The sequence below is a fragment of the Brachybacterium sp. SYSU DS0246 genome (assembly GCF_059391765.1).
In genome coordinates this window covers 63,933-82,960 of sequence record NZ_JBZXYT010000001.1, presented here as the reverse complement: position 1 = coordinate 82,960, position 19,028 = coordinate 63,933, and the positions used below count along the sequence as shown (strand labels likewise).

Below are 19,028 nucleotides of genomic sequence, written 5' to 3'. Positions count from 1 at the left end.
CCGAGCGTAATCCGGCGCATGCCGCAGTGCCAGGGTGTCCGCCCTCCCCCGCACTCGGCCTCGCCCGTACGCTGACGTCATGACCGCCGACGATCGAGGTGCCGCCCCCGGCCCGACCTCCTCGCCCCACCCCGAGGACCCTGCTCTCTACACGGCCCGCGCGGACAACATCCACGGCACAACGGGCGAGGTCCGCGTCCATGACGGCCCCGCCGCCCACCGGGCCGCGCTGCCCACCGGCGGACCGTCGACACCGCACCAGGGATTCACCCCGGAGCAGTTCCTCGCGATGGCCTGGAGCACGTGCCTCGGGGAGACGCTGCGGGTGGTGCTCGCCGAACGAGAGCTCCCGCACCAGAGCAGCGTGAGCGTCGAGGTCGAGCTGCATCGCGATCCGGCCGGCGGCTACCGATTCGCTCCGCGCGCCCTGGTGAGCATCCCGGACATGGCCGCCGACGAGGCCCGCACCATCGCCGACGCCGCGCACGCCCGGTGCCCCGTCTCCAAGCTCCTCACCGGCCAGGGCACGCCGCGCGTCGAGCTGCTGACGGCTGACGGCTGACGGCTGACGGCTGACGGCGAGGGTCGACGCCGCTGACCGGGGCCGCACGGGGGCCGTTCGTCTAGGTCGAACTGCGTAACCTCGCCCCGGCCGACGACGAGGACGGCATCGCGATGTCTACGACGACCCCGCCGCGCCCGGGCTGTCCTCAGCCCAGCGCCGCCGGAGCCTCCCAGTCCGTCCCGCGCACATGCTGGTCGAGGAAGCCGAGGAAGGTCTCGTACCAGACCTCGGCGTTGCCGCGGCCCATGATCCAGTGCCCCTCGTCGGGGAAGTAGAGGAAGCGGTGACGGGTGCGCCCCTGTGCATCGCGCGGGGTGGCGGAGAACTCGTGCAGGTCGTACCAGAGGGCGTGGCCCTGGGCGATCGGCACCCGGTAGTCCTTGTCGCCGTGGATGACCAGCATCGGCACCACGATCTCTTCGACGCTGTCCTTGGGGTTGTAGCGCCGGTTCTGGTCGCGCATCGGCCGTTCCCAGCTCGCGTTGTCGGTGGTGTGACCCATCGATTCGGTGTCCCAGAGGGAGGCGTGGGTGACGATGCAGCGGAAACGGTCCCCGGTGTGCCCGGCCACCCAGTTGGCCATGTAGCCGCCGTACGAACCACCGGCGAACGCGGTGCGCTCGGCGTCGATGTCCTCGCGCGCCACGGCGCTATCGGTCAGGGCCATGATGTCGGTGAACGGCGCGCCGCCGAGCTCGTGCTGGCCGCGGTCGATCATCGCCTGCCCGTAGCCGGTGGAGATCGCCGGATCGGGCAGCAGTACGGCGTAGCCGGCGTCGACGAAGGGCCCCGGGTTCCAGCGGTAGGTCCAGGCGTTCCACGAGCCCCACGGGCCGCCGTGGGCGAACACGACCAGCGGATGCGGGCCCTCCCCCGCCGGCAGGCGCAGCCAGGCCCGCAGATCGGTGCCGTCCTCCGCGGTGGCGGCCAGCTCCGTCAGCGAGCCGGTCTGCTCGATCGGATCGGCGGGATTCGGCAGCTCCCGCACGGTCCCGTCGGCCGGGTCGATGCGCACCGGGTGCGGGGCGACGGAGACCCCGGAGGCCGAGGCGACCACCGCGCCCCCGGCGACCGAGATCGAGGAGAAGGCCAGGTCCTGCTGGGACCCGCCCGCCAGCCGCCGCGGTGCGGGGTCCTCGAGGCCGCCGATCCACACGGAGCCGCGGCCGTGGTCGTCGCTCGCGGCGACCAGGGTCGCCTCGTCCAGCCATACCGGGTCGACCCAGTGGTCGAGCTCGGGCCACACCGTCGAGGACGATCCGTCGGCCAGGTCCAGCACCTCCACGCTCGAGCTGAGGCTCGTCTCGCGGGTCCAGTTCCGGCCGCGTCCGATCAGGGCACGGGTCCCGTCGGGGCTGAACTCGCCCGGGCTGTACTCGGCCTCGGCCGTCGGCTCGCGCAGCAGCCGCGGTGGCTGGGCGCCGATCAGATCGAGCAGGTACAGGCTCTCCGCGGCCAGCAGATCGCCGCGGGAATCGGCCATGGCCACCAGGGCGCGCGTGCCCTCGCGGTCCACGGTCCAGTCCACGAGACGCCCGGGCGGCATGGTCACGTGGCGGAAGTGCAGCACCTGCGGGCCGACGGGGTCCTTCTCGGCCGCCCCGCCCGTGGGCGCCCCGTCCGCGGCTACACCGTCCGCCGGTGCACCGTCCTGAGCGCTCGCGGGGCGAGTCGCCTCGGCCCAGGCGACGTCCTCCGGCAGCGCGGCGAGGGCGAGCACCGATCGGGCCGGGCCGAGATCGTGGTCCCAGTACCGGGTGGGGAAGCCGGCGTGGAGCGCAGCGGTCACCTTCGCCTCCTCGCGCTCGGCGGCCAGGCGGGCATGCTCGATCTCGTCGGACGCCTGCGAATGCACCTCGAGCTCGGCGACCAGCCGCGTCCCGGCGATCCTCAGTCCGCCGAAGCCGCCGGGGCGCGCTGCGACCTCGCGGGCCTCACCGCGAGCGGGCAGGGCCCACAGCTGGGCGTCGTCGGCCTCCTTGCCGTCCTCCCCGGTGCGCTTGGCGGTGAAGAAGGTGGTGCCGTCCTCCGCGGCGGCGACGGCGCCGACTGAGGCGGCGCCGCGCGTCAGCGGCACCAGGTGGTCACCCTCGATCTCCACCAGGGCGCTGCGGTACGCCGTGCCTGTGGTATCGAGCCTGGAGACCTTCGCGAGGATCCTGCCTCCGTCGGTCGTCTCCAGTCCGGCCAGCCGGGTCGCGTCCAACAGGGTTCGGGTGCTCGCTCGTGTCATGCCTCACCATCCTGCCAGAGGCGGCCGACGGGTCTTGCCCGCACCGCACAGGTAGTTTATTCTTGAACTATCTACAGGAGGCCGAGCCGGGACCGCCACGCACCGTTCCCTCCCGAGCCACGAGACGCGCTAGGAGCGATCATGCAGTTCGGAATCTTCACCATCGCCGACATCACTCCGGACCCCACCACCGGGAAGGTTCCCACCGAGCACGAGCGCCTGCAGCTCATGGTGGAGGAGGCCAAGCTCGCCGAGCAGGTGGGCCTGGACGTCTTCGCCCTCGGCGAGCACCACAATCCGCCGTTCGTGACCTCCTCCCCCACCACCACGCTGGCCTACATCGGCGCCCAGACCGAAAAGCTCATCCTCTCCACGGCGACCACGCTGATCACCACCAACGATCCGGTCAAGATCGCCGAGGACTACGCGATGCTGCAGCACCTCACGAACGGTCGCGTCGACCTGGTGATGGGTCGCGGCAACACCGGGCCCGTCTACCCGTGGTTCGGGCAGGACATCCGCAAGGGCATCGAGATCGCGATCGAGAACTACGATCTGCTGCGCCGGCTGTGGAGCGAGGACGTCGTGGACTGGGAGGGCCAGTTCCGCACCCCGCTGCAGCAGTTCACCTCCACCCCGCGCCCGCTGGACGGCGTGGCCCCGTTCGTGTGGCACGGCTCGATCCGCTCCCCGCAGATCGCCGAGCAGGCCGCGTACTACGGCGACGGCTTCCTGCACAACAACATCTTCTGGCCCATGAGCCACACCCAGCAGATGGTCCAGCTCTACCGTGAGCGCTACGAGCACTACGGCCACGGCACGGCCCGTCAGGCCTATGTGGGCCTCGGCGGCCAGGCCTTCATGCGCAAGAACTCCCAGGACGCGGTCAACGAGTTCCGCCCCTACTTCGACCACGCCCCCGTCTACGGCGGCGGCCCCTCGATGGAGGAGTTCACCCGCATGACCCCGCTGACGGTCGGCTCCCCCGAGCAGGTCGTCGAGCGGTACCTGACCATGGCCGACCACGTCGGCGACTACCAGCGCCAGATGTTCCTCATGGACCACGCCGGCCTGCCCCGCAAGACGGTCCTGGAGCAGATCGAGCTGCTGGGCACGGAGGTGGTCCCGGTGCTGCGCAAGGAGCTCGAGGCCCGCAAGCCGGCCGACGTCCCCGAGGCCCCCACCCACGCCGCGCGGGTCGCCGCCGCCGAGGCCGAGCGGGGCAGCTTCGATGACACCTACAAGTTCGAGACCGGTGACAACTGGACCGGCCTGCGCGCCGAGGACCAGCGGCCGTTCGACGCCCGCCGAGGCGCCTGACATGCTCTACTCGATGCTTCAGGGAGGATCCACCTCATGACCGGTCCCATTCGTCTCGTCGCCCTGTCCGCAGGGCTGTCCACGCCCAGTTCGACCCGCATGCTGGCCGACCAGCTCTCCCGCGAGGCGGCCTCCGCGCTCGGCCGGGACGGCGCCGAGGTCGACGTGCGCACCGTGGAGCTGCGCGAGTACGCCCACGACATCACCGACGCCATGCTCACCCGTTTCCCCGGCGAGCGGTTGTCGATGGTGATCGAGTCCGTGCGTGCGGCCGACGCGGTGATCGCCGTGACCCCCGTGTTCAACGTCGGCCCCTCGGGGCTGTTCAAGTCCTTCTTCGACGCGATCGACATCGACATCTGGAAGGCGAAGCCAGTGCTGCTGGGAGCGACCGCGGGGACCTCGCGGCACTCCCTGGCGATCGACTACGCGATCCGCCCGATGTTCGGCTACCTCAAGGCCGAAGTGGTGCCGACGGTCGTGTTCGCGGCCTCGGCCGACTTCGGGGCGGACGCCGACGCCCACGGTGACGAGCAGCCGCTGGCGGCGCGGGTGCGGCGGGCCTCTGCCGAGCTGGCCACCATGCTGCGTTCCGGGATCGAGGAGGCGGCCGGCGAGGCGGCCTCGGATCCGGCGGGAGCGACGGGTGCGGCGAGCGCGACGAGTGGGGCGGCCGATGAGACGCAGGGCCCGGCGCTGGACGCGGAGTTCTCCGACTTCGTCCCGATGGACAAGCTGCTCGGCGGGCGCTGAGGAACCCTCAGCGCGGCCACGGGCGGTGCACGCCGCGGGGTTCGTAGCCGAGGGAGCCGGCCTCGCCCAGCAGGTCGGCGAGGTACCAGGAGATGGCCAGCCACATCTCGGTGCCCTGCAGGCCGGGGCAGGCCGTGCCGCGGGCATCGGGGCGCTGTGCGAAGCCGAATCCTTCGCCAGGCCGCCAGGCTGCGACCAGCCGGGGCACCTGTCCTGCCGCCCACGCCGTGATCTCCTCGCCGCGGTGGGCGGTCTGCTGGCGGGCCAGCCACAGCGGATGGGCGATGTCCAGCACGTCGCAGGCCGTGGAGCGGCCCACCCCGAACCGGCGGTCGTCGCGCGCGTGGGCAAGGACCGTGTCGATCACCCGTTCCGGGTGCGGGATCGGGAGCCCGAACTGGGCGAACGTTCCGCGGCTGAGCCGGTAGAAGCCGTTGACCGGCTGACGCAGCCCGTCGGACGCCCGGGGCCGGCCCCACACCCCGGTGCTGCGGTCCACGGTCAGGTGCAGCCACCCGACGAGCGTCTCCAGATCGCCCGGCAGCTCGAACCACTCGCGGTTCCACGTCAGTGCTGTGCCGACCACGTCCACCCAGTCCCCCGCGCCCCAGGCGCGCTCGGTCCAGGGCTGCTGCTCGAGGGCGGCGATCAGATCCGGGCCCCGCAGGGTGTCGACGATGCCGATCGGATGGGGGAATCGGGCACCGAGCAGATCGAGGGCGTACCCCGCGCTGAGCACGTGATACCGCGCTCCCCCGCCGAGGTCGGCCGCGGTGGGCTCGCCCAGCTCGTGGCCGAGTTCGGGGATGAGCCCCGTGCGCGGGTCCTGGCGCGCGGTGAGCCGCTGGATCACCTCCGGGCGGTCGAGCTGCCGCAGCGCTGCGGGCTCCAGCAGCTCGGCGATCTCGACCGCGTCGCACAGGGCGCGCACGGTGGGTGCGGCGCCCGGAGTGTCGGTGAACGCGCGCTGGTCCTCATCCCAGCACCGCGCCAGAACGCTGGAGGCCTCCTGGCGGGCCCGGTCGGCGAACTCGCTCAGGTCCCGGGCCCCACGGCGCGCGGAGGACCGTCCGCCGGTCTCGCGGCGATCGCGGATGCGCCGTGCCGGGTTGCCGACCGTGACCGACCACTCCGGCACGTCCCTGGTGACCACGGCGCCGGCCCCGATGACGCTGTGGGCGCCGATGCTCACCCCGTCGACGACGGCGACGTGGGAGCCGATGTAGACATCGTCCCCCACGGTGATCCCGCGGCTGACCAGCGGCTGCTTGCGCACCGGCTGATCGGGCGCGAACTGGTGGTCGAACCCGAGCAGCGAGGTGTGGGCACCGATGCGCACGCCCTCGCCGATGCTGACAGCGCCGCGCACCACCACGTACGCGTTGACGGTCGAGTGGGCGCCGATCCGGACGTCTCCGGTCACGTAGCTGAACGCCGCGAGGTAGGCCCCCTCCCCGAGAACCAGGGTCTCCGGGAAGCAGGCGGCCCACTGCGAGACGACACAGCCCTCGCCGAGCTCGGCGCCGTCAGCGGCCAGCTCGGCCAGACGCTCCCGCTGAGCCTGCTGTGCCGCGTCGTCGGCCTGGCGCCAGAAGGACCAGGCGTTGAAATCCGGTTCGGCGTCGCGGAGTCCGGGGCGGTTCGGCGGCGAGCTCATCGACGCTCCTCGACGCCGGCGAGCGCCAGCTCCTCGCTGTAGTGGCAGGCCGCCACCTGGGTGCCGTCCGTGATCGGACGCAGCGGCGGTCGCTCGTCCGGGCAGCGCTCCTGACGGGCGTAGGGGCACCGGGTGTGGAAGGGGCAGCCCGACGGCGGATTCGCCGGGTCCGGCAGGTCGTCGGCGATGGCGAACCCCTGATGGGAGCCGCGCATCGCCGGATCCGGGATCGGGACGGCGTGCAGCAGTGCCTCGGTGTAGGGATGCTGGGGCGCCTCGTAGAGGTCCCGGGTCGAGGCGCGCTCGGCGATCCTGCCGAGGTACATCACCGCGACCCGGTCCGAGATGTGCTCGACGACCGAGAGGTCGTGACTGATGAACAGGTACGTCAGGTCGAACTGTTCCTGGAGGTCGCTGAGCAGGTTGAGGATCTGCGCGCGCACCGAGACGTCGAGGGCCGAGACCGCTTCGTCGGCGATCACCACCCGCGGGTTCGTGATCAGTGCCCGGGCGATGTTGATGCGCTGGCGCTCGCCGCCGGAGAACGCGTGCGGGTAGCGCTTGAGGTACTCCGGGCGCAGGCCGACGGTCCTCAGCATCTCGGCGACCCGATCGCGCAGCTCCGCCCCCTTGGCCATCTTGTTGTTGAGCAGCGGCTCCCCGACCAGCTGCTCAAGGTTCATCCGGGGGTTCAGGGAGGAGAACGGATCCTGGAAGATGACACGCACGTCCCGCCGGTACCGGGTCAGCTCGTCGCCCTTGATCGTGGCGACGTCGACCACGGAGCCGTCCCGGCGCCGGTACTCGATGCTGCCGTCGGTGGGGTCGAGGATCCGGGAGATGGTCCGGCCGAGCGTGGATTTCCCGCAGCCGGATTCGCCCACCAGTCCCAGGGTCTCCCCGGGGCGGAGATCGAGGGACACCCCGTCGACCGCGTACACGCTGCCGGTGGCGCGTCGGAAGGCACCCTTCTTCAGAGGGAAGTGCTTCGTGAGGTCCTGGATCCGCAGGATCGGAGCGGTCTCCTCGCTCTCTGCTCGCCGCCCCTCTGTGACGGGCAGCCGGTCCACGGTCAGGCGCGAGCCGTCTGCAGCCTCCTCCTGCTGCGGCTCGCCCGCCTGCCCGGTGGTCTCCGGTGGCCGAAGCCCGGCCTGCCCGGAGTCGGCGCCGGCAGCCGCACCGTCCTGGGTCGCCGCTGCGGTGGAAAGGGACGGCTCCGGCATGCCGGGCATCCCCAGTGAGGTGGCGCCGGTGGCGCCGGCGGTCGTGGCACCGCCGGCCGTCCCGTCGGCCGCTCGTGGCCCGTCGGCGGCTCCCGGGTGGATCCCGTTGCCCTGCTCGTCGTACAGGTGACAGTGCGTGAAGTGATCGTCACCGAAGCTCGTCCGCGCCGGGAACTCCTGATCGCAGACACCCTCGAGCGCGTGGTCGCAGCGATTGTTGAAGGGACAGCCGGCCGGGCGGTTCTGCGGGTGCGGGATCATGCCGCGGATCGCGGCGAGGGTCCTGCGAGGGCCGTCGGTATGCGCGGTGGGGATGGAGTCGAGCAGGGCCCGCGTGTAGGGGTGCTTGGGCGCGTTGAAGATCTGCTCGACCGTGCCGTGCTCGACGACGCGACCGAGGTACATCACGGTGACCTCGTCGGCGATCTCCGCCACCACACCCATGTCATGGGTGATGAACAGCATCGACATGCCGTTCTCGGCCTGCAGGTCGTGCAGGAGATCCAGGATGCGCGCCTGGGTGGTGACGTCCAGTGCCGTGGTGGGCTCGTCCGCGATGAGGAGCTTCGGGGAGCACGAGAGGGCGATCGCGATCATCACGCGCTGGCACATGCCGCCCGAGAGCTGGAACGGGTAGGCGTCGACCCGCTGCTCCGGCTTGGGGATCCCCACGGTGGCGAGCATCTCGATGGCACGCTCGCGCGCCTGGGCCTTCGACAGCCCCTGGTGGATGCGCAGCGGTTCGCACAGCTGCTCGCCCACCGTGTACATCGGCGACAGCGAGGCCAGCGGCTCCTGGAAGATCATGCCGATGTCCCCGCCGCGGAGCCGGGTCAGACGGGGATCCTTCGGGCCCAGCTCCGTCGCCTCGATGACCTCGTCCGACCCCGCGTCAGGACGCCACTGGATCGATCCGTCGACGATCCGGCCGGGGCGTTCGATGAGCTGCAGGATCGAGCGCGCGGTCATGGACTTCCCGCAGCCGGACTCGCCCACGACGCAGACCGTCCTGCCCCGCGGGACGTCGATGTCCACACCGTCGACGGCTTTGACGACGGCTTCATGGGTCTCGAAGTGGGTCTTCAGCCCGCGGATGCGCAGCAGCGGCGGGGCCGAGGTCTCCATGGCGGGACCGGGGTCGTCAGTTCTTGTAAGGGTCGGCGGCATCGCGAAGTCCATCTCCGAAGAAGTTGAGGGCGAGGACCGCGATCACCACGGCCAGGCCGGGGATCATGATCCAGGGGGCGGTGGTGATGACACGGACGTTCTGGGCCTCCTGCAGCAGCACGCCCCAGCTGACCACCGGGGCCTGCAGTCCCAACCCCAGCCAGGACAGCGAGGTCTCGGCCAGGATCATCGCGGGGATTGACAGCGACAGCCCGGCGATGATGTGGCTGGTGAACTGCGGGAGCATGTGGCGTCCGATCAGGCGTCCGCGGCTGGCCCCGTCGATCCGGGCCGCGGTGATGTACTCCTCCTCGCGCACCGACATGAACTTGCCGCGCACCTCGCGGGCGAGACCGGTCCACCCGATCAGCGAGAGGATCACGATGATCGCGAAGTAGCGCTCCAGCGGGCTCCAGGTCGCCGGGACGGCTGCCGCGAGCGCCATCCACAGGGGGATGGCCGGCAACGACATGAGGAACTCGATCACGCGCTGGATGATCGTGTCCGTGACGCCACCGAGCAGGCCGGAGAGCCCGCCGAGGACGATGGCGATGATCAGAGAGATCGCCACGCCCACGAGCCCGATGGTCATGGAGACGACCGACCCGTGGATGATGCGGGAGAGGATGTCGTGTCCGTTCTTGTCCGCGCCCAGGAGGTAGACCGGCTCCTGGGACGTGGGGTCGGTGGGTCCGAACAGGTGCCGATCGGCGGTGATGAATCCCAGCAGCGTGTACTCATCACCCCGGACGAAGAAGCCCACCTCGGTCGTGGCCGTCTCGTCCGTGGTCCAGGTCAGCTGGAGGGTCTCGGGGTCCTGCTCGGCCACCTGCGGGTGCACGTGCAGCCCCCAGTTGCCCTCGGCGTCGACCACCTGCAGCGCCTGCGGCGGCGCGTAGGCGTGCTCGGGGCTGTAGTACGACTTCGCGTACGGGGCCAGGAACCCGGCGAAGATCACCATCAGGTAGAGCAGGAGCGTCACCACGGCGCCCGCCATGGCGAGCTTGTGCCGTTTGAAGGACCACCAGGTCAGCTTCCACTGGGAGGCGACGGCGACCTCGCCGTCACCGGGCTCCCGGGTGGACGTCTCGGCACTCTCGTCCTCGGGCGTCTCTGCGAGCGGGTCCGACCCCGCGGGGAAATCCTGCAGCTTCTGGGCTTCGGTCATCATCGAAGACCCCTTTCTCACCGTCGGCCCAGCCGGACCCGCGGGTCCAGCCAGCCGAGCAACAGGTCGGAGATGAGCGTGCCGATCACGGTCAGCGTGGCGCTGATCAGGATGATCGAGCCCGCGAGGTACATGTCCTGCGATTTCAGCGAGTCCAGCAGCAGCGGGCCCATGGTCGGCAGGTTCAGCACCTTGGAGACGATCGCGTCGGCACTGATGAGACTGGCCAGGACCCACCCGATCGTGGAGAAGAATGGGTTCAGCGCCACGCGCAGCGGGTACTTCACCGTCAGCTTCGTCTCGGCCACACCCCGGGCGCGGGCCGCGGTCACGTAGGGCTTGCGGATCTCATCGAGCAGATTCGCACGCAGGATCCTGATCATGCCGGCGGTGCCCGCGGTACCCCAGACCACCAGCGGCACCCAGATGTGGCCCAGCAGGTCCAGCAGCTTGCCCAGGTTCCAGCTCGCGTCCCGCCACTCCGGGGAGAACAACCCGCCGGCCCCGGTCCCGAAGTACTGCATGCCCAGGTACATCAGCAGCAGCGCGATGAGGAAGTTCGGGGTGGCCAGGCCGATGAAGCCGATCAGCGTGAACGCGTAATCACCGATGCTGTACTGGCGCAGGGCGGAGTAGATCCCGATCGGGAAGGAGACCGCCCAGATGAACAGCAGCGTCCCGATCGAGAGCAGGATCGTCAGCGGCAGCCGATCGGCCAGCAGCTCGGAGACGGGCTTCTGCCAGGCGAAGGACTCCCCGAAGTCGAGGTGGAAGAGGATGCCGCTGATCCACTTCCAGTACTGCACGATCATCGGCTCGCCCACACCGTAGCGCGCTTCGAGCGCGGCGATGCGGGCCGCGTCGAGCTGGTCGCCCTGCGCGGAGTACTGCGCGACCAGCGTGGTCACGTAGTCGCCGGGCGGCAGCTGGATGAGGACGAACGAGGCGATCGAGATGGCGAACAGCGTCGGGATCATGATGAGCACCCGGCGCAGGAGGTAACGACCCATCAGCGATCAGGCATCCTCGCTGAGGAACCAGGTCTCCGGGTTGGCGTGACCCGGGGTGCGATACACCCAGGTGTCCGGCACGCCCTCGAGGACGTTGTGGAGCCGGTTCTTGACCACCCAGTACGGGTTGGGCGCGGTGCCGATGCCGATGCCCCAGAACTCCTCCTTGGCGATGGCCAGGACCTGGCGGAACAGCTCGTCCCGCGTGTCCGGGTCCGGCTCGTCGTCGAACTGCCACATGAGCTCGATCTGCTCCTTGGCGGCGGGGATCGGCTCCGGCCCCTCGCTGCCGCCGCTGTTGAAGTACTGGCCCCAGGGGGTCGCCCACACGGACTCGTCGCTGTAGGGCATGTACCAGCGCGGGTCGACCGACTCCACGGCGAGGCCACCGTCGCCGGCCCACACTCCGGCGTCGATCTCGTTGGCGCTGGGGATCTTCCGGTCGTAGAACAGGGTGCGATCGACCGTGTTCACGCTCATGCGGATGCCCACCTCCTGCCACATGTCCGAGATCATCGCCGCGGCCGTGGGCCACTCGGGGAACAGTGCCGAGGGCACGTCCAGGGTGATGGTCAGCGTGCCGCCGCCCGGCATGGTGCGGAAGCCGTCGCCGTCCTTCTCGGTGATGCCGGCCTTGTCCAGATGCTCGTTCGCCAGGTCGACGTCGAACTCGGTGTACTGCTTGGCGAACTCCTCGTCGTAGTACTCGGATTCGGCGTGCGGTGCCCACTGCCACGGCTCGCCCTGGCGCTGCCACACCGCGGTGATCAGCTCCTCGCGATCGATCGCATGGGAGAGGCCGATGCGGAAGTCCCGGTTCTGGTACAGCTCCGCCTTCTCCGGGTCCTTGTGGGCCAGGTTCAGGGCGATGCACATGGAGTTCATACTGGTGGCGGTGGTCTCGACGATCCGAGTGCCGGCCGCCTCGACGCTGTCGGCGTACACCGGCTTGTTCGCCGAGGTGTTGGCGTGGCGGTACATCAGGTCCACCTCACCGTCGGTGACCTTCAGAGTCATCACCTCGGGGTCCGTGACCACCTCGAAGCTGAGCGTGTCGATGTAGGGCAGCTGACGACCGTCGGCGTCGGTCTTCCAGTAGTAGGGGTTGCGCTCGAACACCACCGAGTCGCCCTCCCCGAGCGGGGTCGTCACGGTCCAGGCGTCGATGGTGGGCAGGTCCGCGTTCTTCCAGAATCCCTGATCGGCGATCTGGTCGTTCCACAGATCTGTCCACGCCTCCAGTCCGGCCTCCTCGACCTTCGCGTCCAGGTCGTCGTTGTAGGTGGGAAGGAAGTCCTGGGCGTAGTGCTTGGGGTAGTTGATGAGCTCCATGTTGCGGTTCACCTCGTCCTCGAAGCGCCCGGTGGGAGAGGCGAAGGTGACCTTGACGGTGGTCTCGTCGATCGCTTCGGCCGTGGCCTTCTCACCGTCGGTGGCGATCCAGTTGGGCGGGGTGGCGAACAGCTCCTCGTTGCCGAAGACGTCCTCGATCGCGAAGACGATGTCGTCCGCGGTGAAGGGCTCGCCGTCGGACCACTTCATGCCCTCCCGCAGGGTGAGCGTGTACTCCGTGCCGTCCTCGTTCATCTCCATACCGGTGAAGACGCCGGGGCCCACCTCGGTCAGCATGGGGTCCTTCCGCAACCCGGGTTCGTACCCGAGGATGCGGTCGGGGGACGCAGAGTCGCCCGGTCCGAGGGTGAGTGCGCGCCAGGTGCCGCCGAAGGTTCCGGGCTCAGCGGCCGCGACGACGAGCGGTTCGGTGGGCAGGCGCTCCTCGAGCGGGGGCAGCTCCCCGGCGTCGACCTTCTCGGTGAGCATCGGAGACTCCATCGCATCGTCGCCCCCGCCACCGCTGCCGCCCTCGGCGTTGGGGTCGGTGGAGAGGAACGAGCAGCTCGAGGCCGTCGCCGTGATCAGGCCGGCCGTCGCGCCGAGGGACAGGACGCTTCGACGCCGGAGGGACGTGGAGGGAATGGACTGGTTCATGGGAGCCTCGCTCATCTCTTCGCTTCATTGCGCGTGCAAGCGCTTGCCACCGTAGCGCAACAAACACCGGACGCACGATCTCGTTATCACTCTGTGACGTACTTCCAGATATCGCACAGGGGTACTCCGACTACCCGTGAATACACCCGTCATCCATGGGCGCCCTCGCCGAGTGAGAATCACGAGGAGTCGGGCGACGCAGGCACCCACCTCCGGCTGCACCGTAAGTGTCAGCCCCTGGGCTCCCGTGACGTCACGGATCAGACTCCTGTCGCGGCGACGATGACACGGACGGACTGTTGACGCAGGCCAGCGGGGAACTGTCGAGCTCGTGACCGCCTCCTCGTCAGTGAGCCCCCAGCGGGCCGCCGGGACGGCGCGATACGCGGAGATCTGGTGCGGCGACACACGAACGACACCCTGACGAAAATGCAGACGGAAAGCCATGATGAACCACCCGCCGGCGCACCCGGCGACAACGGACAGCAATTATCACCGCAACATCCTGAACAATCTCGGAGCGCATCAGGAAGCACGCCGAAATAATCAACCGGATACCGCGACGGCATCCTGGCAGATCTCTGCGCTCCATCGAGAAGAACAGGAATCGAGAATCACAAGGGACTGCGCGGACGCCGGCCTCGCGGGCCGCAGGACCGGTCCCCGCAGCAGTGCGGGCGGTGAAGCCTCCTCAGGCCGAGCCCCTCGACATCGAAGGGCGCCAGAAACGAACAGGAACAGTCAAGCCCAGCCACTCCGCTCCTGTCAAGCACCGTTTCGATCATTTACGAACAGTCATGGTCACTTGTGAGCTACGATGGCCGGGCCGGTACGGGCACGGACGGCGTCGAGAGACCGCGGTCAGGCCGCCCGAGTGCCGCGCCAAGGGAGAGGAACCACATCGTGACCAGTGAACTTCCGGCCAGCCGTCGGCAACAGATCCTCGACCGAGTGCGCCTGGACGGTGAGGCCCTGGTCAAGTCCCTCGCGGAAGATCTCGGTGTCTCCACCATCACCGTGCGCCGCGACATCGCCGCCCTCGCCGAGCAGAATCTCCTCGAGCAGGTGCGTGGCGGCGCCCGACGGCTCGAGGCATCGGCGGAGGCCGAGTCCTCCGACCTCACCGTCCCCTCCCATCCGGCGGCGAAGATCGCCATGGTGGTCCCCTCCATGCGGTACTACTGGCCGACGATCCTGCGGGGCGCGGGCGACGCCGCCCAGCGACTCGGAGTGGATCTGAGCATCCATGTCTCGATGGCCAATGCCGAGGCGAACCGGCTGGTGGTCGACCAGATCGCCGCGGACTCCGCGACCGAGGCCCTCATCATCGCCCCGGAGATGCGTGCCGGTGCCGCGAGCGAGCAGCTCGTCGAACGACTGGCCGAGCTCTCCATCCCGGTGGTTCTCGCGGAGCGCGGGATCGAGAGCCACGGGGCGCTGGATCGCGTCTTCGATACCGTGCGGTCGGATCATTCCTCAGGTGCCGCCATGGCCGTCCGCCACCTCGCCTCGCTCGGACATCGCCGGATCGCGTTCGAGGGCGACCCCCACAGCCCGACGAACCCCTTCGTCGAAAGCGGCTACACGCGCTGTGTGGAGCTGCTGGGACTCCGCGGGATCGCCGCCCCGAGCCATGTGCTGGATCCGCACGGCGCGCAGCCCTTCGAGCAGATCGATGCCGTCCTGGAGCACTATCGCGAGATGGGGACGACGGCGGCGCTGGTCCACTCCGATGTCGCCGCCACCCTGCTGGTCCAGCATGCGACCCGCCGCGGCTGGTCGATCCCCGGGGATCTCTCCCTGGTCGCGTACGACGACGAGCTCTCGGTGACCACGCGTCCCGCGCTGACGGCCGTCGCGCCCTCGAAGTATGCGCTCGGCGAGCGCGCGGTCGAGCTGGCCCTGCAGCGCCTCGAGGCCCCGGACGCCCCGATCGAGCAGGTCCGGCTGCTGCCTGAGCTTCGTGTCCGGGACTCGACCGCCGCCCTGGAGGACGCCCTGGTGGGCGCCTCGGGCCCAGACCCGGCGAGCACGACCGCAGCGGGACCAGCATGATCCGCCCCGGGCTGTGCTCCGTCAGCTTCCGGGAGCTGTCCGTCCAGCAGGTCGCCGGCCTCGCCGCCGACGCGGAACTGCGCTGCCTCGAATGGGGCAGCGACGTGCACGTCCCTGCCGGGGACCTGGCCGCTGCCCGCTTCGCGCGCGAGGTGACGCAGGCGGCCGGGCTGGAGGTGTCCGGCTACGGCTCCTATCTCCGGTGCGTCGGCTCCGCGGAGACCGTCTCGGCGGAGGCCTCAGCGCTGCTCGCCAGCGCCGAGGAGCTGGGTGCGCCGCGCCTCCGCGTCTGGGCAGGTACCCAGGGTTCGCGCGAGACGAGCGCCGAGGATCGCCGGATGATCGTCGCGCGCCTGCGTGAGACGGCCCGCTGCGCCGCCGAGGCCGGGATGGAGCTGGGCCTGGAATGGCACGGCGGCACCCTGACCGACGAGATCGGCTCGACGCTGCAGCTGCTGGAGGAGATCGGCCACCCTGCCGTGCGCACGTACTGGCAGCCTCATCAGGATCAGCCGCGGCGGGAAGCGGTCGCGGACCTGCGCACCGCACTCCCCCACGTCTCCACCGTCCACGTGTTCTCCTGGTGGCCCGCTGCGCATCGGCAGCCGCTCGCGCAGCGCGCCGAGCTGTGGCGCGATGCCTTCGAGATCCTCCAGGCTGACGGGCGCGACCATGACGCCCTGCTCGAATTCGTGCCCGGCGACGACCCGGCACTGCTGCGGCGCGAGGCGGACACCCTGTACGAGCTGCTGCCTGCGACCCTCGAGGAGCCCGCATGAGAGCCCTGCTCGCGATGTCGGAGACCATGGCCGGCCTCTTCTTCGACGACGCCCGCCGCCGCCGGCTGGACGACCTCGTCGACCTCGTCGGGCACGGCCCGGTCACCGACCTGTCCTCGATCCCGGAGTCGGAGCTGGCCACGGCGGACGCCGTCATCACGGGGTGGGGCTCGCCCAGGATCGATGCGTCCGCCCTCTCGCGGATGCCCCGGCTGCGCGCGGTCGTGCACACGGCCGGGACGGTGCGCAGCGTCGTCGGTCAGGCGGTGTGGGAGGACCCCTCCATCACCGTCACCACCGCCGCGCAGGCCAATGCGGTCCCGGTCGCCGAGTACACGCTCGCCCAGATCCTGCTGGCGGGAAAGCACAGTCTGCGGCGCGAAGCGGAGCACCGTCGCCACCGCGGTGCGCACGACGCATGGAGCCTGCACGACGGCGGGAACAACGGCGCCGTGGTCGGGCTCGTGGGCGCCTCCCGCATCGGGCGGCTGGTCGCCGAGCTCCTGCGCCCGTTCGACCTGACGGTGCTGATCAGCGACCCCTATGCCTCCGAGGCCGAGATCTGCGCGCTCGGCGCCCGGAAGGTCTCACTGGCGGACCTGTTCGCGGGCTCGGACGTGGTCAGCCTGCATGCGCCGGATCTGCCCAGCACCCGGCACATGGTCGATGCTGCGCTGCTGGCACGGATGCGCGACGGCTCGACCTTCGTCAACACGGCCCGGCCCGCCCTGGTCGACCTCGATGCTCTGCGCGCCGAGCTGGTCTCCGGGCGACTCAGCGCCGTGCTGGACGTGCATGACGACCTCGCGCCGGACGACCCGCTGTGGGAGGTGCCGACGGTCTCTATCACCCCGCACATCGCCGGCTCCCAGGGGAACGAACTGCTGAGGATGGCCGATCACGCGCTCGAGGAGCTGCGCCGTCTCCGCGCGGGCGAGCCGCCGCGTCACCCCGTGGACAGGTCCGCACTGGCCATCACGGCCTGAGGCCACGGCTCGAGCGCCACGCGCACCTGCTCGCCGTCGCTCCAGCTCACCTGCACGGTCCCCTCGGCACTGATGTCGACGGCCGCCGCCGGTCCCTGCGGGGCGCTCTGGCCACGCAGCACCACGCTCGCGGCCACGATCTCCCCGGCCCGCAGCGGCCGCCCGTGCAGCTGCGGCACGGCGAACCGCGGACCCAGCGGTGTCACGTCCCGCTCGCGGTGAAGGGCCGGTGACCACGTGCCGCGCAGGGCCTGGATCTCGCTGACCAGCGCCGGCTCCCCGCTGCGCGCGAGCCGTGCCCCGATCGCCGCAGCGGTCCCGGTGCCCGCGGGGCGGATCTCCTCGATCGCGCCCGAGCCCGACAGCGGCCATCCCCCGATGGCGACCGGGAGGACCGTCTCCTCCTCGGCGCGCACGATGCGCACCTCCTGCGCTCCGCGGACGATGCTCGCCACGGTCAGCAGCGCTCCCGGCGTGACGGAGCCCTGACGGCCGCGCCCGTGATCGGCGGCGTGCGGATCGAGCTCGACCCAGTGGCACAGCTGGCGGGAGAGGGCGATCCCGACCTGCTCCCCGCCGCCCACCACCTCGGTGCGCAGCTCCACCCGGTCGAAGCCGGAGCGGTGGCTCCAGCCGTGCTCGGGATGGATCAGGCCGACGGTGCCGTCGCGGGGATCGGTGACTCCCGGTCCGCTCAGGGCAGGGCAGGTCGCCGTCGAGTAGGTCAGCCGCGCATACAGCGGGGAGTCGGTGGTCAGCACGCCGGGCAGCCCATGGTCGGTGCCGTGGTTGACGACGCGGACGATGCCGTCCTCGCTGGTGCGGGAGACCAGCCAGCCGGGAGTGGGGATCGCGCCGACGGCGGACTCGACCTCCACGGGCAGCGGCTGCTCGGGGGCGGTCCACACCGGGTGATCGGCGGGCAGGATCAGACCGAGGAAGCCCTTGGACGCCCAGTACGGGGAGCCCGGGCCGGAGTAGGTCTGCGCCATGTCCTCGAAGGCATGGAACCAGCCCAGGCTGAGCAGTCCCCGCTCGTCGGGCACGCCGTGGCGCAGGAAGTGGGCGAGCTCCCCGGAGGCGGCGCGGCGCAGCCGGCCCGGGTCCAGTCGCGGGTCCTCACCGCCGGCCAGGCCGGCGAGCGCCGCGCTCCAGAAGGGCGCGGCCGTGGCCATGCGATAGATGAGGCTGCGGCCCTGGATCAGCGGGGCTCCGTCGGCCCCGACCAGCCCGAGCGCGTCGTCGGCGAACGATGCCACCCGCTCGCGGTGGCGCGCCCGGTCGGCACCGGTGATCAGGCCGTCGGCCTCGAGGTCGCGCGCACCGCGCATGCGCAGCCACAGGATCGGCAGCACGGCGAAGGCCCACGTGTTGTAGTGATCGACGCTGCGCTCGGGGCCGTCGAGGAACCAGCCGCCCTCGCGGGCGCAGCTCTCATGGATGCGCAGGTCGTGGGCGAGGTCCGCGCGCAGCGCGGAGGCGTCGGGACCGGAGGCGAAGCGGTCGTCGACCGAGCGCAGGAACGTGAGCACGATGATCCGGAACCACACCCAGTTCACGGGCGGGTAGGGCGTGCCGATCACCTCGGCGAACCAGTCGACCAGGCGCTCGCGGGTGGTCTCGTCCAGCCGGTCCCAGATCCACTCCCGGGTGAGATCGAGGGCGAGCGCCACGGAGCAGGCCTCGACCTTGGCCTGCGGCAGCTTCGCGGGACGCGGCCACGGGTTCGCGCCCTCCGGGTCCACCCCGGCTGCCAGCCCGCGGGCGTACAGCTCGGCGTGGCCGTGCGGGTCCTCCCCATCGCGGCCGTGCTGGGCCATGGCGGCGATCAGGAACGAGCGGGCGAAGCCCTCGAGCCCGTCGGAGTCCCTCCCGCTGTGGCTGGCTCGCCCGGGCGGATGGAACTGTGCTCCGTCGGCAGCCGCATATGGGCGCAGTGCCAGCAGCAGCTGGTCGGCCACGCTTTCCCAGTGGGCGCGGGTGATCCCGGTGCGGGCCGACGTGGAGTGGTCCAGGGTCGGCAGGGCGAGCGTGGGGTGCTCCACGGGGCGCGGGGCGGGCGCGGTCGTCACGGGTGGCTCCTGGTGGTCGTCGTCGGGCCAGGGATGCCCTGTGCCGGAGCG

General features: G+C 70.6%; 13 protein-coding genes. 6 read left to right on the top strand and 7 right to left on the bottom strand.

Annotated features, from left to right (window positions below; all coding sequences use genetic code 11):
• Positions 1-79: 79 nt before the first annotated feature.
• Positions 80-562, top strand: a complete 483-nt coding sequence (locus AC5020_RS00320) for an OsmC family protein (RefSeq protein WP_464986752.1) — start codon at positions 80-82, stop codon at positions 560-562.
• Positions 563-710: 148 nt separating this feature from the next.
• On the opposite strand, the gene AC5020_RS00315 is transcribed toward AC5020_RS00320, so the two are convergent.
• Positions 711-2,798: a S9 family peptidase gene (locus AC5020_RS00315; RefSeq protein ID WP_464986751.1), complete on the bottom strand. Its 2,088-nt coding sequence runs from the start codon at positions 2,796-2,798 to the stop codon at positions 711-713.
• Between the two features lie 141 nt (positions 2,799-2,939).
• Between AC5020_RS00315 and AC5020_RS00310 the strand changes: the two genes are divergently transcribed.
• Both AC5020_RS00310 and AC5020_RS00305 read left to right on the top strand, forming a co-directional pair.
• Positions 2,940-4,118: an LLM class flavin-dependent oxidoreductase gene (locus AC5020_RS00310; protein ID WP_464986750.1), complete on the top strand. Its 1,179-nt coding sequence runs from the start codon at positions 2,940-2,942 to the stop codon at positions 4,116-4,118.
• A gap of 36 nt (positions 4,119-4,154) precedes the next feature.
• Positions 4,155-4,871: a CE1759 family FMN reductase gene (locus tag AC5020_RS00305; RefSeq protein ID WP_464986749.1), complete on the top strand. Its 717-nt coding sequence runs from the start codon at positions 4,155-4,157 to the stop codon at positions 4,869-4,871.
• Between the two features lie 7 nt (positions 4,872-4,878).
• Here AC5020_RS00305 and AC5020_RS00300 read toward each other — a convergent pair whose 3' ends face one another.
• Genes AC5020_RS00300 through AC5020_RS00280 form a run of 5 tightly spaced genes read right to left on the bottom strand, consistent with a single transcriptional unit; the run spans position 4,879 to position 13,100 of the window.
• Complete coding sequence (locus AC5020_RS00300; protein ID WP_464986748.1) at positions 4,879-6,528, bottom strand: acyltransferase; 1,650 nt, start codon at positions 6,526-6,528, stop codon at positions 4,879-4,881.
• A complete protein-coding gene (locus AC5020_RS00295; protein WP_464986747.1) occupies positions 6,525-8,918 on the bottom strand; it encodes an ABC transporter ATP-binding protein in 2,394 nt (797 codons plus the stop codon). The genes AC5020_RS00300 and AC5020_RS00295 overlap by 4 nt, the downstream gene beginning before the upstream one ends.
• A complete protein-coding gene (locus AC5020_RS00290) occupies positions 8,893-10,089 on the bottom strand; it encodes an ABC transporter permease (RefSeq protein WP_464986746.1) in 1,197 nt (398 codons plus the stop codon). The genes AC5020_RS00295 and AC5020_RS00290 overlap by 26 nt, the downstream gene beginning before the upstream one ends.
• Before the next feature lie 14 nt (positions 10,090-10,103).
• Positions 10,104-11,096: an ABC transporter permease gene (locus AC5020_RS00285; protein WP_377793716.1), complete on the bottom strand. Its 993-nt coding sequence runs from the start codon at positions 11,094-11,096 to the stop codon at positions 10,104-10,106.
• Positions 11,097-11,102: 6 nt separating this feature from the next.
• Complete coding sequence (locus tag AC5020_RS00280; RefSeq protein WP_464986745.1) at positions 11,103-13,100, bottom strand: ABC transporter substrate-binding protein; 1,998 nt, start codon at positions 13,098-13,100, stop codon at positions 11,103-11,105.
• Between the two features lie 888 nt (positions 13,101-13,988).
• Between AC5020_RS00280 and AC5020_RS00275 the strand changes: the two genes are divergently transcribed.
• From AC5020_RS00275 to AC5020_RS00265, 3 genes are read left to right on the top strand one after another with little or no spacing between them, the layout of a single operon-like run.
• Complete coding sequence (locus AC5020_RS00275; protein WP_464986744.1) at positions 13,989-15,140, top strand: LacI family DNA-binding transcriptional regulator; 1,152 nt, start codon at positions 13,989-13,991, stop codon at positions 15,138-15,140.
• Complete coding sequence (locus AC5020_RS00270; RefSeq protein WP_464986743.1) at positions 15,137-15,919, top strand: sugar phosphate isomerase/epimerase family protein; 783 nt, start codon at positions 15,137-15,139, stop codon at positions 15,917-15,919. Before AC5020_RS00275 ends, AC5020_RS00270 begins: the two co-directional genes overlap by 4 nt.
• Entirely contained in the window at positions 15,916-16,905 is a 990-nt protein-coding gene (locus tag AC5020_RS00265) for a hydroxyacid dehydrogenase (protein ID WP_464986742.1), read from the top strand. The genes AC5020_RS00270 and AC5020_RS00265 overlap by 4 nt, the downstream gene beginning before the upstream one ends.
• Here AC5020_RS00265 and AC5020_RS00260 read toward each other — a convergent pair.
• Entirely contained in the window at positions 16,866-18,977 is a 2,112-nt protein-coding gene (locus AC5020_RS00260; RefSeq protein ID WP_464986741.1) for a DUF2264 domain-containing protein, read from the bottom strand. The genes AC5020_RS00265 and AC5020_RS00260 overlap by 40 nt on opposite strands.
• Between the last annotated feature and the right edge of the window lie 51 nt (positions 18,978-19,028).

Excerpts from the sequence above, each read along its gene's own strand:
- AC5020_RS00310 (WP_464986750.1), top strand. The coding sequence starts at position 2,940 with ATGCAGTTCGGAATCTTCACCATCGCCGACATCACTCCGGACCCCACC.
- AC5020_RS00320 (WP_464986752.1), top strand. The coding sequence starts at position 80 with ATGACCGCCGACGATCGAGGTGCCGCCCCCGGCCCGACCTCCTCGCCC.
- AC5020_RS00280 (WP_464986745.1), bottom strand. The coding sequence starts at position 13,100 with ATGAGCGAGGCTCCCATGAACCAGTCCATTCCCTCCACGTCCCTCCGG.
- AC5020_RS00315 (WP_464986751.1), bottom strand. The coding sequence starts at position 2,798 with ATGACACGAGCGAGCACCCGAACCCTGTTGGACGCGACCCGGCTGGCC.
- AC5020_RS00290 (WP_464986746.1), bottom strand. The coding sequence starts at position 10,089 with ATGATGACCGAAGCCCAGAAGCTGCAGGATTTCCCCGCGGGGTCGGAC.
- AC5020_RS00295 (WP_464986747.1), bottom strand. The coding sequence starts at position 8,918 with ATGCCGCCGACCCTTACAAGAACTGACGACCCCGGTCCCGCCATGGAG.
- AC5020_RS00265 (WP_464986742.1), top strand. The coding sequence starts at position 15,916 with ATGAGAGCCCTGCTCGCGATGTCGGAGACCATGGCCGGCCTCTTCTTC.
- AC5020_RS00285 (WP_377793716.1), bottom strand. The coding sequence starts at position 11,096 with ATGGGTCGTTACCTCCTGCGCCGGGTGCTCATCATGATCCCGACGCTG.
- AC5020_RS00305 (WP_464986749.1), top strand. The coding sequence starts at position 4,155 with ATGACCGGTCCCATTCGTCTCGTCGCCCTGTCCGCAGGGCTGTCCACG.
- AC5020_RS00270 (WP_464986743.1), top strand. The coding sequence starts at position 15,137 with ATGATCCGCCCCGGGCTGTGCTCCGTCAGCTTCCGGGAGCTGTCCGTC.
- AC5020_RS00300 (WP_464986748.1), bottom strand. The coding sequence starts at position 6,528 with ATGAGCTCGCCGCCGAACCGCCCCGGACTCCGCGACGCCGAACCGGAT.